17 protein-coding genes and 1 pseudogene are annotated in these 14427 nt (G+C 35.0%); 10 read left to right on the plus strand and 8 right to left on the minus strand.

The genetic code is table 11. The features are described 5' to 3' along the window. Positions 1–134: 134 nt before the first annotated feature. The 4 genes from H4J52_RS01485 to H4J52_RS01500 form a co-directional block, all read right to left on the minus strand. Positions 135–749, minus strand: a complete 615-nt coding sequence (locus H4J52_RS01485; RefSeq protein ID WP_182178278.1) for a phospholipid-binding protein MlaC — start codon at positions 747–749, stop codon at positions 135–137. A 164-nt stretch (positions 750–913) separates the two neighbouring features. Next, positions 914–1501, minus strand: a complete 588-nt coding sequence (locus H4J52_RS01490; RefSeq protein ID WP_182178276.1) for a TetR/AcrR family transcriptional regulator — start codon at positions 1499–1501, stop codon at positions 914–916. 192 nt (positions 1502–1693) lie between these two features. Continuing rightward, the gene (locus H4J52_RS19775; protein WP_259367800.1) at positions 1694–1945 is read right to left on the minus strand and encodes a PaaI family thioesterase; all 252 of its coding nucleotides are present in this window, start codon (positions 1943–1945) and stop codon (positions 1694–1696) included. 336 nt (positions 1946–2281) lie between these two features. Continuing rightward, complete coding sequence (locus H4J52_RS01500) at positions 2282–2710, minus strand: tetratricopeptide repeat protein (protein ID WP_182178274.1); 429 nt, start codon at positions 2708–2710, stop codon at positions 2282–2284. 622 nt (positions 2711–3332) lie between these two features. Between H4J52_RS01500 and H4J52_RS01505 the strand changes: the two genes are divergently transcribed. Next, positions 3333–4166: a transporter substrate-binding domain-containing protein gene (locus H4J52_RS01505; RefSeq protein WP_182223164.1), complete on the plus strand. Its 834-nt coding sequence runs from the start codon at positions 3333–3335 to the stop codon at positions 4164–4166. 604 nt (positions 4167–4770) lie between these two features. Here the strand turns inward: H4J52_RS01505 and H4J52_RS01510 are convergent. Then, on the minus strand, positions 4771–5286 hold the full coding sequence (locus H4J52_RS01510) for a thioesterase family protein (RefSeq protein WP_182178270.1): 516 nt from the start codon (positions 5284–5286) through the stop codon (positions 4771–4773). A gap of 168 nt (positions 5287–5454) precedes the next feature. On the opposite strand from H4J52_RS01510, the pseudogene H4J52_RS19780 reads away from it, so the two are divergent. Continuing rightward, positions 5455–5674: pseudogene (locus H4J52_RS19780) on the plus strand (IS30 family transposase); the annotation flags it as partial. 105 nt (positions 5675–5779) lie between these two features. On the opposite strand, the gene H4J52_RS01515 reads toward H4J52_RS19780, so the two are convergent. Together H4J52_RS01515 and H4J52_RS01520 are read right to left on the minus strand one after the other, a co-directional pair. Further along, a complete protein-coding gene (locus H4J52_RS01515; protein WP_182178268.1) occupies positions 5780–6022 on the minus strand; it encodes a PA3496 family putative envelope integrity protein in 243 nt (80 codons plus the stop codon). A gap of 150 nt (positions 6023–6172) precedes the next feature. Then, positions 6173–7054, minus strand: coding sequence for a LysR family transcriptional regulator (locus H4J52_RS01520; RefSeq protein ID WP_182178266.1), 882 nt, complete (start codon positions 7052–7054; stop codon positions 6173–6175). 101 nt (positions 7055–7155) lie between these two features. On the opposite strand from H4J52_RS01520, the gene maoP reads away from it, so the two are divergent. Further along, positions 7156–7476 carry a DUF413 domain-containing protein gene (gene maoP, locus H4J52_RS01525; protein ID WP_182224125.1) on the plus strand — a complete coding sequence of 107 codons (321 nt, stop codon included), beginning with the start codon at positions 7156–7158 and terminating at the stop codon, positions 7474–7476. Between the two features lie 178 nt (positions 7477–7654). Here the strand turns inward: maoP and H4J52_RS01530 are convergent, their stop codons facing one another. After that, positions 7655–8143 (minus strand): DUF1353 domain-containing protein, encoded by a 489-nt coding sequence (locus H4J52_RS01530; protein WP_182224126.1) that lies wholly within the window; start codon positions 8141–8143, stop codon positions 7655–7657. A gap of 124 nt (positions 8144–8267) precedes the next feature. On the opposite strand from H4J52_RS01530, the gene H4J52_RS01535 reads away from it, so the two are divergent. From H4J52_RS01535 to H4J52_RS01565, 7 genes are all read left to right on the plus strand, one after another. Continuing rightward, complete coding sequence (locus H4J52_RS01535; protein ID WP_182224127.1) at positions 8268–9614, plus strand: magnesium transporter; 1347 nt, start codon at positions 8268–8270, stop codon at positions 9612–9614. A gap of 388 nt (positions 9615–10002) precedes the next feature. Beyond that, the gene (locus H4J52_RS01540) at positions 10003–10221 is read left to right on the plus strand and encodes a hypothetical protein (RefSeq protein ID WP_182178258.1); all 219 of its coding nucleotides are present in this window, start codon (positions 10003–10005) and stop codon (positions 10219–10221) included. A gap of 26 nt (positions 10222–10247) precedes the next feature. Then, positions 10248–10502 carry a hypothetical protein gene (locus tag H4J52_RS01545; RefSeq protein ID WP_182178256.1) on the plus strand — a complete coding sequence of 85 codons (255 nt, stop codon included), beginning with the start codon at positions 10248–10250 and terminating at the stop codon, positions 10500–10502. Positions 10503–11069: 567 nt separating this feature from the next. Then, complete coding sequence (gene rimK, locus H4J52_RS01550) at positions 11070–11975, plus strand: 30S ribosomal protein S6--L-glutamate ligase (RefSeq protein WP_182178254.1); 906 nt, start codon at positions 11070–11072, stop codon at positions 11973–11975. 14 nt (positions 11976–11989) lie between these two features. Continuing rightward, on the plus strand, positions 11990–13015 hold the full coding sequence (locus tag H4J52_RS01555) for a succinylglutamate desuccinylase/aspartoacylase family protein (RefSeq protein ID WP_182177746.1): 1026 nt from the start codon (positions 11990–11992) through the stop codon (positions 13013–13015). A gap of 8 nt (positions 13016–13023) precedes the next feature. Further along, positions 13024–13458, plus strand: coding sequence for a RimK/LysX family protein (locus tag H4J52_RS01560; RefSeq protein ID WP_182177748.1), 435 nt, complete (start codon positions 13024–13026; stop codon positions 13456–13458). Positions 13459–13482: 24 nt separating this feature from the next. Then, the gene (locus H4J52_RS01565; protein ID WP_182178252.1) at positions 13483–14364 is read left to right on the plus strand and encodes a mechanosensitive ion channel family protein; all 882 of its coding nucleotides are present in this window, start codon (positions 13483–13485) and stop codon (positions 14362–14364) included. The last annotated feature ends 63 nt before the right edge of the window (positions 14365–14427 follow it).

Here is a 14427-nt window from a genome sequence, read left to right on the forward strand (position 1 = left end):
GTTTACAAACGCTTTATACCACGTTATTGATTTCGACAATAGAATAACTATTATCTTCAAGTTGAATGGGTATATACATCGATAATAATATTGAATGTTTTAGCATCGCTTGATGACAGAATAAGAGACTTTAGTTAATGATTAAAAGAAGCAAGCTCTAAAGTCACTTGGTCTATTCCGCTCTTCTGGATTCGTTGACTAATTTCAGCTTCCTTACTGCTTAGCAGCGAAATACCTTCGATGATCATGTCATATGCTTTCCATTGGCTGGTGTTCCTATCTTGGCGCATTTGGAAAGTAATGTTAATTTCAGGCGCATTAGTATCGCTAATAATTGAATTCACGCCGACAATTCTCGCCCCATTTGTTGGTTTATGTGACTCGAAAGAAACGTCCTGATCTTTATATTGTTTCAACGCTATAGCATAAGTTCTTACTAAATAACTGCGCATAGAAACGACAAATTTTTCACGCTGATCACTTGTCATCTTTCTTAAATTTTTTCCTAAAACTTTAAAGGCTGCGTATTTGTAGTCTATTGATGGCATTAATTCTTCTTCAACAATATTACGCATGAGTTCAGGAAATTTTTTAAGCGACTCTTGATCTTTCTCAATACGTGAAAATAATCGTTGTCCTGTTTCAGCAATGACGGTGTATGGGGAGTTTTCAATACTGTATGCATTGCTAGAAAAGCTCATTAGCAAAGTAGTAAATAATATAGTGATAAATACAAATATGTGTTTCATTTTTCTGTCCGTTTAAGAGAGTGTTTAGTCATTGCTGAGGTCATTCTTTATTTATGTTGGTATTATACATACCGACCATGCGGTATGTAAATAATCAATTGATATTTTTTATGACTATTTGCTATATCTATAGAAAGTAGTCATAAAAAAATGAAATAAGTAACTTAGTGTTTGCGAAGGTTTTTGATATAGCTGCAGAGTTCTTTTATCACTTTCTCAAAGAGATCTTTATTTTTGGAACTTTTACTTAAGCTAGAAGAACCATGAAAAGTTGAAACAATGAAATAAGCGACTTGGCTAAAATCGATATCGTCACGAAGCTGGCTAGCGACACGCTGTAAGTTAATCGCAATAAGCTGATTAAGTTGTTGTTGCATATTTAAAATACGTAAACGAAACCCTTCATCTACAGCAGACATTTCTTGGCAAAGGTTGTTTAAAGGGCAACCACAAACGATTTCGTCGCAGCTCGACTCTTTATACATAGCGGTAAAAAAGGCACACAACCCTTCAATAGGGTCATCTACTTCTACGGATGGTTGCCATAACTCTAAAAACATGGGGGTATAAATTTCTTCAAAAACAGCGTAACCCAACTCCATTTTATTTTTAAAATGATGGTATAAAGCACCTTTTGAAACCTCACAGCGTACTAAAATACAAGACAAGCTGGTTGCGATGAAACCCTTTTTATGAATTTCATCAGCACTTATCTCAAGTATTTTCTGACGAGTTAGTTCGGCGTCTCTCATATTAATGCTTTTAATTATTAGGTGTTATTCATTCTAACCGACCGGTGGGTAGGTTGTAAACTAAGCTTTTAGGGGGCAGACCATTACAGATTATTCCCATATTTTATGAAATCGCTTTTACTGAAGTTGAAGTGCCCTTAAACGGGCCGTTACAATGAATGTTGGCATATTTCTTATTTAACAGTAATAGCGTTATTTTAGGGAGAGTATTGAATATGTTCCAACGACATAGGCAACAGCTTTGTCATCGCCTTTAGAATATAAAGAAACTTCACCAACAACGAGTGATTTCCCTATTTTTAGCAAAGTAAATTTACCAATAATGTCTTTAGTTGCTGAAGGTTTCCGCAGAAAATTTATCGTCAAACTTGTTGTTACTGCCAATGAAGCTATACCTATCTCACCTATAATCGCGACATATAAAGGACAGTCAGCAACGGTCATTTAAAGGGGGCTAGATATTGTTCCACCGGGTCTTAATTCATCAAACCCTACTGTATGTCTTACTATTGCAGTTTTTTTCCAATGGCTTCGACAATACACTTAGCCTATGGAAATTCATTTTTCATGAAACTTTTAATTTTATTGCGGACATTTTTCTCCAAAAAAGTAAATATATTATTGGATTTTCTCTGAATGTCAGTCCAATAAGACTTAATCCAATTGAGGGTAGCATTACAGTCTTTATAATCATCCATGCAACTAAGGCAGGTACATGGATGATACTATCTTTCTAAAGCGGGTAATGCTTATTTACTAGGGCTGACTCAAAGATTATACTTATTGTTCTTGAGCATTTTTTAACGCTTCTAACAAAGCATGAATTTCATCTTTTAGTTCTTTATCCGCTATTTTATTACAGCTGACTTTAGCTTTCTCTAAATGTTCAATAGCATTTTCTTCTTCACCTAATTCGACCTGCAGTGATGCTACTGAAAAACCGATAGATGAACGAAAATCCTTTGAATTAATTTCTTCAGCTTTAGCTAATGCTTTTTCGTAAATAGCAATAGCTAGGGTGTAATCGTCGGTAAAATCAGCGAGAGTCTCCCATTGCACAGGATGGTCTTTATCTGTATTTTCATTATCATCACAAACTTGCTTTAATTCACTATATAAATTATCAAAGCGAGTTTGATTTTTTCGCTGAGCTGCGTGCATTAAATCTCCAGCCAATATAAGTACGCGTTTGTATATTTTTGTATTCATGGGTTAGTACTCTTTAGTTGTCTGGAATTTAGATGTTAGCATTTGATTTACAGTTTTTTTTGTTGAAATATGCTTTTTGATGTTAATGCCTTTATTTGTCGCGGTTTAAAGCTGAACTTACTATTCTGCATTTTAACACCAGTTATGACTTTAGACTAGTTTAGGATCGAAAATTGACGTTTTTCTGGATAGTATAAACCTTGTAAACACTCAACAAATTTTCTAAAAAAAGATATTTATCTTGTTGTAAAATTATTCTTTCATTTATTTACGTGTCTATTACAACCTCAGCTCTTTTATGTTTCAATAATTCAAATAACGGTAGTGCTGAATCTACTTTATGACAGTTTTTAAGTGTAATCACACTTCTGAGCAATAGAAATTAGAACTTTGGTAAGGAATTAGTCATTTTTAAGCATGTATTTTTGATAAAACTTCCCCGTCTGAAAAAGCTAAAGTGGGAATCGTCAGGTTCGCCTAATATTAAAAGTTAACGCTTATATGTTATCTTTAAAAAGCAAAGTAATTTATTATGATGTAAGAAATTAATCTGCATTGGGCATTGTTCATACCTACTTTGACTCGTCCTTCATTGTTCCATTCATTTTTAAGAGGTTTACCTTTGAAAAAATTATTTTTTTTGACTCGTCATTACTTGATTTGTCTTACTCTCCTGTTACCCATATCGGCGCAGGCTCTTCAAATATCATTCTGGAACGGCAATAAAACCCCCTCAAGACAACTTTACGAAAAACAAGTGCTACAAGCTGCCCTCAGCGCTGCAGGGGTAAAGACAAGTATTGATATCGATGAACGTAAGCTATCAATTAGTGAAGAAGCAAGCGTTTTTAGCAAGCAATTATTTGATGTTTTTGCCACGGTACAAGGCAACCCTAAACTCAATGCAGAAAACAAGATTTTAATAGCTAAACCCATAATGCAGGGCTTGCTTGGCCAGCGACTATTGATCATCCGCAAAACAGATTTAGCACGTTTTAGTGCAATAAAGCAGAACGATGAGATGAAAAAAATGCGTTCAGGTATTCCTACTGGCTGGGCAGATGTTGCTTTATTTAAAGCAAATCAATATCACACTATTGAGCTTGGTGATTTTGAAACTATTTTTCAATATTTAGTGAATAATGACTTTGACTATTTAGCTCTAGGAGCCAATGAAATTGAACAAGTATATCAACAAGCTAATTTGGAAAAATTGGATTTAACTATAGCGCCGACATTAATGCTCCGTTATAATTTTCCTGTGGTTTATTATGTGAACCCCAACAATCCTGAACTCGCGAAACACCTAAATACAGGACTAGAGCTAATCATTAAAAATGGCACCTTAAAGGTTATGTTTGACCAACACTTCGGTCATTTATATAGCCGTCTACATTTATCTGACAGAACAAGTTTTGAACTCAAAAATCCGCTGATTAAAAGTAAAATTAATTAGACACGGGTTTGGTGTTAAGTATGTTTTAAGGGGCATTAAATTTATCAATGATTATGACTTTATCTTTCCATTTGCTATAAAACATGAAATCAATACTCTTGTCAGTTTTTAGAATATAAAAGTTGATATGTCATTTTAGGATTTATGGGAATTTAAAGTTGTTTTTTACTTTAAAAGATGACTTGTTTGGAAACATCGAAAAGACAGATGTACCACTTTTATGAACCAAAAGTATCAATTCTACAGAGCACTTTGATATGAAAGCGGACCATTTAAGCTGACAGTTACGAAACGCAATTATCTACCTTGTATTATCGGCTATTTTGGTTCATGAACGGTAACTGTTGACCGTTCAGTGTCATAATATTTTTAGCTACAAAAAAATCATTTAAATTTAATTAATTACCAGATTTGTGTTTGCCAATACAAATGCATATCAATATGATGATTTGGAACTATTAATGTTAACGACCGCTTTAAGTCTTAGAACAGACGTTAGAAAACAAACGCTACTTTCAACAATGCGGCCAAGCAGGACAGTATAATTCATAATTAGCGGGTGACTTCTATTCTTTAAAAGTAAAAGTTAATCATTGTTTTTTGACTAAACATTCATACTTAACTCAACATTGATGAGTTCCTCTACAATTGTTGGCATTTCAATTTTTGATACAGGATGCCCATAGGCTTCTATAACCTCAGATATAGGAACTATTCCGTTAGGTCCCAAAAAGGTGGTTTTGCTTATCCCCATAGTCGTTGTTCTTCCATTTCTTTGAAATCGATGTTCAGTCCAAACCCAGTCATCATCCCAATATATGATTTTTGATTTTAATGTGTATTGCTGAAAAAGCTTAAGAGGATACTTGTAACGTATAATTGCCACCCTAGACACTGGTACCCACTTGTTTTTTATGAATTTTTTAAGGAGTCCTGCTTGAAGGATAATGTTAATTCGACCAAGGTCCATAATGGGTAGATATCGATCACTGCTCATCCTCTTAATATCAACATCATTAAATAAAACACGAAAATCCAAAGTGTTCTCATCCATGACTCCAATAAATTTTTTGAAAAAATGAGTAAACAATAAAAATAAAAAGCGAAATCTTAAAACCATTGTAATCCCTTATGCTTTAGTGATAATAATCAGTAAGTCATACTGAGTAATTTTCTGTCATTTATCAAGACGTGTTATATATACCATTTAAAATAAATGGTTACCAAGTCAACTTTAAGTTTTTATTAAAGCCAAATTCATAGACTAAATGCGACACCCAATTGAATAAAAACGATGAACTGCCCTTATTACTTCGTTAACTCACATCACTCTTGGGATCGCGGAACGAATAAAAATAGAAACGGTTTCATAAGAAAATATTTGGTTAAAGGAACATCAATGAAAGGGGGGAATTTAGTAACGATGAAATATTATCGCTATTAAATTAAATACAAGACCAAGAAAGCGACTTGGCTATAAAACACCAGAGGAATGTTTTAACCAATAATAACTTTATCGCACTTCAAAATTGATATTAAGGAGTTAAACGCGAATTAATTGATGATTGATTTGCGTGAATATTAACGCGTGAGTGAAAATAATGTTGTTTAAATTAGCTCCATTCATCATAGTAATTTAGATCGAGTTTTCTCAGTTGGCGATCCTCATGCAACTGTTCAATCTTTCTTCTTGCAATAAAATTAAATTTTTTACTGTTTTTTGATTTTTTAACATTGTTAGTGTTGGCATGTGGCTCAAATTCAGCAATATCATTATCGAATTCATTTGAAGACTGGTCATCGTCAAAACTAACGTCATCAGAAGCAGATAATTCATAATTAGTATTGATAGTCATCGTTATATTACCCAAAAATAATGAAATAAAAAATGATAATCTATGTTTTTGACTGCCAATAAAAGTAAAAAATTTTTATGTTAATGATAAATTATTTTTACTTATTATTATTTAAATTTACTACGTTAATTTTATGCTTACAGTAACCTTTTATACTACTGTAGGCTTCATGATTACTGGCGCTTCAGGCGCCTCTTTTCTCAGCATATTTTTAATGTCGATAATGCGCTCTTCATTTTCATTTTCTTTATGGAATGCGATAAATAATTCACGCTCAAAAATTGGCAGGTTGTTTATGTTAAATAACTTACCTTGTTCTATAAAGGGTTTTGCTAGCATATCGGGGAGGTAGGCACTGCCGCCACATTGCAGCATGAGATCAAGTGCAATGCGGGCAGTACTCGTTCTAATTACAGGCACTGTTATGCCAAAGACTTCTTTTGCATGCCAATGAATAAAGCTCGTACCCCAGTCAATCATAATATAACGTTGAACTTCTGAGGGGGTTGTTATTTTATTTTTAAAAGTCGTTACGGGAACTAAATTAAACATATGCAATAACTCTATTTTTAACTCATCCACCTTGGGGGGATCAAATAAAATAGCGACATCTAAATTGCGCTCAAGGAGTTGCCGGGTAAGTTGTTCTCGCGATAATATTTCTGCGATCAAACTAATATGAGGTTGACTCATATATATTTTTGAAATGGCGTCATGTATATAAACATCCCAAGTGTTTGGTGATCCGGCAATAGATATATGCGCTACTTTCTCCGTGGTTAAAGTCACATCTTGTTTTGCCATTCTTAGGGTGTTGAGCAGACTTTCAGCGTATGGAACAAGCTTTTCTCCTGCGGGTGTTAATTGAATATTATTTCTAGTGCGGTGAAACAAACTAACGCTGAAGTATCTTTCTAATTGACGAACTCGGGCACTAACCGCTGCTTGAGTAAGGTATAAATTCTCAGCCGCTTTACCAAAGTGCCGACAATCTTTAACCTCTAAAAATGTTTTAATTAACTCAATATCCATACTGCAATCTCTTATCTTTACGATAATTATAATTTGTTTTACAGCCCCGTCCTTTAGCCGCATAATCCGCTAAAACCTAAACCCAGTCAATAGAGGCTCAAATGACTTTAATACATGGATTTACAGCTGCAGCACACTTTTACGACGACTTACACTTTCCACGTGGTTTCAGAAAATCTGGAGATTTCAATATTGCCGAAGCTGAATTATTAACGCAGGTAGGTAAACGTTTATTAATACTAGAGCAAGCTATTTGTTCACCAGAAAATCAAGTAGAAAAGCAATTTGTTAAAATGTGTACAGCACAGCTTGAAGGCCAAACTAAAGTTGAACTCCTATGGAAAAAATACATAAAATTAACCCGACATAAGTCATTTCACTGCGTCAATGGTAGTATATTCGTGCAAAGTGCCGTTATTTAGCCTATAAATTAATGAATGTGACCGGAACGTAAGCATAAATCTGTTACAGGTTTATGCTTACGTTCATACTTACATGACGCCATGCATAAAGCATAAAGCATAAAACATAATGTCAGTATCTTCATTTACCCCACCCCTATCGAGTAAAAATAAGTACTGATATAGCCAGTGAAATACATCAATGGTTATTTTTTTTGGGGAATAACACTTGCCTATCTTTACGCTGAAATGTTAGCCAATTCATCCAACCGAACGCCATACATACAATCCATATCAAGTAATCAATGAGCAGTAATTCGTTTCTTTCTATACCAACATTACGTATTAGTTTCGACCATTTTAAAAAACCATAACCTTCTTTAAATTTAAATACTTTATCATCTTGCTTAGCCCAAAAATAATCATACTCAAAGCAAAAGTCGTGCAAGATAACAGAGATTAATAATAATCCTGTAGGTGAGAAAAATAGCCAGACTATCGCTGGGTACGAACTTCCATCAAAAATAAATCCCTTAGGAATAATAATGATTCTCTTGTTAGGTAAGTTATAATGCCAATCTTCTATAAGCTGCCATTGGCGCTTTTTAAACAGTAATCGCCACAATTTAGAATAAAATGAAAACTTTTGCGTCTTTATAGCAAAAGGCTGTAATTTTGGCATTTTCATCAGTTTTCTAGTTTAATGATTAGAGAATAATGCGATTCTACAGTTAAGTAACCTATAAAATAAAACGCAAAATTTTATTTGGTTTAATTCAAAAAATTTGTTGATGTTTTTATTTGGAGATAAAATGTCGCTAGAACTACTACCTATTTATATTGAAAAAATTGAAGCATTATTAGCGGATGAACAACGCTTAAATGAATTAGCTGTCGAAATTGAAAGCACGTTAATGCCAGAGCATGTCGCTATTCTTCTGGAAGCTTTCCCCATTAAACCACGGTTAAGTCTTTGGGATCTTTTTAGCGCTGATTACCAGCAAAACATTTTTCTAGAAATGAAAAATGAATCTCGTCAAATGATTTTGAATGTCATGGACGATGATGCATGTTTTCCACTCTTTGATAAATTAGATGCCAATAGTTTATTAGAACTTACTGAAGACTTAAGCGACCGTTTTATTGAATACGCTGTTACAAAAATGACAGCTAAACAAAGAGAGTACTTAAAAAAGGCTCAAGATTATTCTGAAGATGAAGTAGGGCGCTGGCAAAGTTTTGATGAAAAAAGAATTTCACAAAAATTAAAAGTAGCTGCAGCGAAAAAAGTGTGTTCAAAAAAACTATTACCGTTAACTGACGTTATTTACGTTGTTGATCATAATGCGAAATTATTGGGTGAAATCCCTATTAATAAACTGCTACTTTTAGATGATGAACTGCCATTGTCAGATGTCCTCTATCAAGACGTTCAATGTATAGAAGCCAGTAAAGGCTTAGACGAATCGATAGATGAAGTTATTTTGTCAGGGAAGTCGGCGCTTCCTATTGTTGACGAAAACGGCTGTTTAACAGGGCGTTTAGATTTACATTCTGCTTATAAATACAAAGATCAGCAAAAAGATAATCAGTTAATGCAATCTGCAGGCTTGAGTGATGAAGAAGATTTATTTGCCAGTGTCTGGTTAAGTAGTAAAAACCGAGCAATTTGGCTAGGGATTAATTTGGTTACCGCCTTTTTAGCTTCTTGGTTTATTGGGTTGTTTGAAGCGACTTTACAGCAAGTAGTTGCACTTGCTGTGCTTATGCCTGTTGTTGCATCAATGGGAGGAATTTCTGGAAGTCAGACATTAACGCTGATAATAAGAGGACTTGCATTAGGCCAAATCAGTGATGCTAATAGACGAGCTATTGTTAAAAAAGAACTTAAGGTTGGAGCCATTAACGGTATGTTATGGGCAACTGTAATAGGTATCATTACTTTTTACTGGTTTAATAATCCAATGTTATCTGTCACGATTTGTATCGCTATTTTAGGCAATATTCTGGTTGCTTCGTTATCGGGGGTATGGATCCCTTGGATATTAAATAAATTTAATATCGACCCTGCATTATCTGGCGCTGTAATTTTAACAACAGTAACTGATATATTTGGTTTCATAGCCTTTCTTGGTTGTGGTACGTTATTACTGCTGTAAAACGTTATGTGCTTTAATAAAAAATCTTTACACTTTTTTAGATATAAATATAGAGAACTCCCCCGGTGCTAAGAAGAATGATGTTTGTACTTATTGTCTTCTCATTTTAATTTTTTGCCGTTGCTGGGGGGACTGATGTATTTGATATAAGAAGTTAAATTGCTCCTTATATATTTATCATTATGTTTTTAAATACTTTATTTTTATTGTCCGCTCTTAATTTATTGTTTTCTCCTTATTCCTTTCGATATTTATTTAAAGTGTTGTCTATCCTGATTGTTTGATAAAAAAAATTGATTAGTTAAACGAAAATATTTTGCTTTTCAAATTTTAAATTGTGGAACATTATCCAGTCAGAATCTAATTATGATTTTTTTGAAGGTGAAAAATGAATATTGATACATGTGAGAATGCGGGCATAGGTAGTAACTCGAATTTCAATACTAGCATCACTGGTTTTGAAATATCGAATGGCTCTGCTAACAAGAAAGAGATAAGTAACATAGCGAAACAAAAATATTTAATTAAAGAAAAATTAGATCTCTTAAATGAAAAAAGGTTTCTTGACCGTCAGCTTAATTCATTAAGTGACTATTGGGATATGTAAGTAATTTTAATGTAATGAGAACATTTATGAAAAAAATAATTTTAGCTGTCGCCTTATTAACCTTAATGTCAAGTTTATCAGCGCACAGCGAAGAAACTGAAATGGCTTTAATGGATGCGCCTAATGACTATGTAGCGAGTCTTTTAATTCAATGTAAAGAATATGCCGTTGAAGATGAAGTCGCTGAAGGCGATATGAAAACGTATCTATTAGATTGCGTGAATGACGAACTAAAAGAAGGGTACTACAAGCCAATCAAAGTACTACCTAAAGGCGAATAACAGTAACTTTATTATATGTCTGCCTAAGTAACTCAAATTAATTAGCCCCTTATATAATTAGTGGTTTTTTAATTTGAGCTACTCATTTTATTTAACAACTCGCTAGAAATAAAATAATCTGACTTTACATGGGTCTCATATTCTTTTGCAATCAAAAATTTTATTTGGTTTTATTGTGTAAACAAGACTCAATTCTCAGGTTTATTAAATAGCTATCTTTTTTACCTTTAAATACTACTAATATAGTTAAATAACTAGACAATAAATCAAGCTTACCATCATTTTCTGCACGGTCTTTACACTGATAAAATCATAAAACTGTTCTCAACTAGAAAACAAAATAAAATATAACGTCTGTGTTAACTTAAAAATATTTTTAGCCATTCTTTATTCAAATAATGACCTAAAATATTATACGATAAAAATTTTACAAATAAACCAATCACTTATTTTCATTGAACGCATCAAATTATAGCGCTTTATTATTTAATAAACTGACTATACACTTGATTTTACTTATTAACTCACTTTTCAATACTAAATAAAGTGAACACTAAAGGACTTATTATGAAAGTTGCTATTTTGTCTAGAAACAAAAACCTTTATTCGACACGCCGCTTAAAAGAAGCGGGCGAAGCGATGGGGCATCAAGTTGATATTATTGACACGCTACATTGCTATATGGACATTACGAGTACGCACTCTACGGTTCGTTATAAAGGCAAAGAGCTGCCTAAATATGATGCAATAATCCCGCGTATTGGCGCTTCGGTGACCTTTTATGGAACGGCTGTGGCAAGACAATTTGAAATGATGGGTACGTTCAACATTAACGAGTCAGTGGCAATTAGCCGTTCACGCGACAAATTACGTTCATTACAATTATTGTCACGCAAAGGTTTGGGTTTGCCACGCACGGGTTTTGCGAGTAAGCCTGATAACGCAAAAGATTTGATTAAGAATGTAGGGGGTGCCCCTGTTGTTATTAAATTACTTGAAGGCACTCAAGGCATTGGCGTGGTTTTGGCCGATACGGCTAAATCAGCAGAAGCGATTATTGAAGCGTTCATGGGCTTAAATGCAAACATTTTGGTTCAAGAGTTTATTAAAGAAGCGGGCGGTGCAGACATTCGTTGTTTAGTGATTGGTGGCAAAGTGGTGGCAGCGATGAAACGCCAAGGCGCAGAAGGTGAATTTCGCTCTAACTTACACCGTGGTGGCTCTGCTGAAGTGGTTAAGTTATCGAAAGCGGAGCGAGAAACCGCCGTGAGTGCTGCAAAAGCGATGGGGTTAAACATGTGTGGTGTTGATTTATTGCGCTCGCAAAATGGCCCTATGGTGATGGAAGTTAATTCATCGCCTGGTTTAGAAGGCATTGAAAAGGCGACAGGTAAAAATGTAGCTGGCATGGTGTTTGAGTTTTTAGAAAAACATGCCAAACCAAACAGCACAAAAACACGTGGTAACGGTTAATTAAAGAGAATTTCATGGACATATTACGTATTGGCGAGTTCGACATCTTACCCGGTGAGCAGCGTAAAATAGACTTACCGGTCGCTAAATTATATACCGATGCCGATGTTTCATTACCGGTTCATATCATTCGCGCTAAAAAGCCAGGACCGACTATTTTTATTAGCGCGGCGGTACATGGCGACGAATTAAACGGCATAGAAATCATTCGCCGTTTAATTCATGAAAATAAACTGAAAATCACCCGAGGTACACTGATTGCTGTGCCGATGGTTAATGTGTATGGCGTGGTGAATCAAAGCCGTTATATGCCTGACCGCCGTGATTTAAACCGTTGTTTTCCAGGCTCGGCTAAAGGCTCTTTAGCAGGACGTGTTGCGCATATTTTTCTTAATGAAATTGTCAAGCATTGTGATTACGGTATTGATTTACACACGGGGGCAATTCACCGCTCAAACCTCCCGCAAATTAGAGCAGATATGTCTGATACCGACACAAAAGCGTTAGCGGAAGTGTTTGGTGTGCCGGTGGTGTTGAATTCCACTTTGGTGGATGGCTCGTTAAGAGAATCTGCGGTTAAAAACAACACGAAAATATTATTGTATGAGGCGGGTGAAGCACTGCGTTTTGATGAGTTTTCAATTCGAGCGGGCATGAAAGGTATTTTAAATGTCTTACAGCATTTAGGCATGATTAGAAAAGTTGCCCGTAGCAAGAAGAAAAAACTGGTGCCCTTTATTGCCAATGGCAGTCAATGGATACGGGCAAATGCGAGCGGTATTGTCCATAATATTGTGAACTTGGGTGACCAAATAACGAAAGGGCAAGTGATGGCGGAAATCGGTAGCCCTTATGGGGCGATATTTGACTCGGTGAAAGCGACACGCTCAGGTATTTTGATTGGTAAACAAAATATCCCCTTAGTACAAGAGGGTGAAGCGATGTTTCATGTGGCATATTTCAGCGAAGACGACGAAGAAATTGCTGAGCATATCGAAAATGTACAAGAGCAATTTTTACCTGAAAACGACGAGAGTTAGGAGCGTGTATGAAAAAGGGGAGTAAAGTCATTATTGGGCGTTTAGAGTCAATCGGTTTACCTGAGTTGGCGATTGACGATTTACAAGTACGGGTAGATACGGGGGCAAAAACCTCTTCATTACATGTAGATAATATCAAGAAATCAATTATTGATGGTGTGCATAGTGTCATCTTTGACCTTCACCCTGATGTGCATAACGTTGATACTATGATGCAATGTACTGCCCCGATTAGTGATATGCGTAAAGTTAAATCGTCTAACGGCACGTCTGAGGAGCGTTATGTTATTGAAACGCCTATTGTATTAGGTGAAGAAAATTGGTTAATTGAAATAACGTTAACGGATCGCTCTGATATGAGTTATTTAATGTTGTTAGGGCGTGAAGCACTTGGTAAGCGGTTTCTTGTTGACCCTTCTAAAGTGTTTTTAGGGTCAAAATAAAAGTTGGCTAACTTAAGGGATTTTATGGATTTTTCACAAATAAAAGCGATTTTATCTACGACGGTTATTACTGTTGCTGAGCAACCTGTTACATTAGGGGGATTATTATTAATCCCGCTTATTATTTTTCTTGGCTTGTCACTAACAAAATGGAGCGTTAGGTCGGTAACGCGGCGTTTAACGACAAGTAAAACAGATCCTAATATTATACATTTATTGCAGCGTGTTTTTTATGTTATAGCGATTGTTATAATGTTAATTACCACATTAGATCTGATTAATGTACCTATCACCGCTTTTGCCTTTTTATCAGGAGCTATTGCGATTGGTTTTGGTTTTGGCGCACAAAACATTATTAACAACTTTATAAGTGGCTGGATCTTAATGTGGGAACGACCAATTAAGATAGGTGATTTTTTAGAAGTAGAAAATGCCAAAGGTGTTGTAGAAGAAATTAACACGCGTTCAACACGTATCAGAAGGGTAGACGGTGTTCATTTACTTATTCCTAACAGTAAGTTACTTGAAAATACGGTAGTTAATTGGACACTTCGAGATAGTTTAGTGAGAACAAGTGTATCAGTGGGCGTTGCTTATGGTACGCGTGCTAGAACCGTCGCTGACTTGATTTTAGAAGCAACACTGGCACAAAAAGAAGTTTTAACTGACCCTATGCCGGTGGTGGTTTTTGAAGACTTTGGCGATAACTCATTAATATTCTACGTCAATTTTTGGATTAACTCGAGTGGTGAAGCCGCTTTAAGAGTAACGAGAAGTAATATTCGTTTTCGATTAGATGAGTTATTTGAAGAGCATAGAATTGTTGTCGCTTTCCCACAACGCGATGTACATCTTGATGGTACTATTACTTTATTGAATAACGATCAAAAAAATTATAAATCATAAGCTCCTGAAACAGCATAAATTAAAGTTTACTCAGTGACTCAACAATTGGTTGCTGAGTGAACT

The organism is Colwellia sp. MB02u-14 (genome assembly GCF_014076915.1).
Lineage (GTDB): Bacteria > Pseudomonadota > Gammaproteobacteria > Enterobacterales > Alteromonadaceae > Colwellia_A.

Excerpts from the sequence above, each read along its gene's own strand:
- H4J52_RS01500 (WP_182178274.1), bottom strand. The coding sequence starts at position 2,710 with ATGAATACAAAAATATACAAACGCGTACTTATATTGGCTGGAGATTTA.
- H4J52_RS19775 (WP_259367800.1), bottom strand. The coding sequence starts at position 1,945 with ATGACCGTTGCTGACTGTCCTTTATATGTCGCGATTATAGGTGAGATA.
- H4J52_RS01530 (WP_182224126.1), bottom strand. The coding sequence starts at position 8,143 with ATGAAAATGCCAAAATTACAGCCTTTTGCTATAAAGACGCAAAAGTTT.
- H4J52_RS01535 (WP_182224127.1), top strand. The coding sequence starts at position 8,268 with ATGTCGCTAGAACTACTACCTATTTATATTGAAAAAATTGAAGCATTA.
- rimK (WP_182178254.1), top strand. The coding sequence starts at position 11,070 with ATGAAAGTTGCTATTTTGTCTAGAAACAAAAACCTTTATTCGACACGC.
- H4J52_RS01510 (WP_182178270.1), bottom strand. The coding sequence starts at position 5,286 with ATGGTTTTAAGATTTCGCTTTTTATTTTTATTGTTTACTCATTTTTTC.
- H4J52_RS01515 (WP_182178268.1), bottom strand. The coding sequence starts at position 6,022 with ATGACTATCAATACTAATTATGAATTATCTGCTTCTGATGACGTTAGT.
- maoP (WP_182224125.1), top strand. The coding sequence starts at position 7,156 with ATGACTTTAATACATGGATTTACAGCTGCAGCACACTTTTACGACGAC.
- H4J52_RS01490 (WP_182178276.1), bottom strand. The coding sequence starts at position 1,501 with ATGAGAGACGCCGAACTAACTCGTCAGAAAATACTTGAGATAAGTGCT.
- H4J52_RS01560 (WP_182177748.1), top strand. The coding sequence starts at position 13,024 with ATGAAAAAGGGGAGTAAAGTCATTATTGGGCGTTTAGAGTCAATCGGT.
- H4J52_RS01540 (WP_182178258.1), top strand. The coding sequence starts at position 10,003 with ATGAATATTGATACATGTGAGAATGCGGGCATAGGTAGTAACTCGAAT.
- H4J52_RS01520 (WP_182178266.1), bottom strand. The coding sequence starts at position 7,054 with ATGGATATTGAGTTAATTAAAACATTTTTAGAGGTTAAAGATTGTCGG.
- H4J52_RS01555 (WP_182177746.1), top strand. The coding sequence starts at position 11,990 with ATGGACATATTACGTATTGGCGAGTTCGACATCTTACCCGGTGAGCAG.
- H4J52_RS01485 (WP_182178278.1), bottom strand. The coding sequence starts at position 749 with ATGAAACACATATTTGTATTTATCACTATATTATTTACTACTTTGCTA.
- H4J52_RS01565 (WP_182178252.1), top strand. The coding sequence starts at position 13,483 with ATGGATTTTTCACAAATAAAAGCGATTTTATCTACGACGGTTATTACT.
- H4J52_RS01545 (WP_182178256.1), top strand. The coding sequence starts at position 10,248 with ATGAAAAAAATAATTTTAGCTGTCGCCTTATTAACCTTAATGTCAAGT.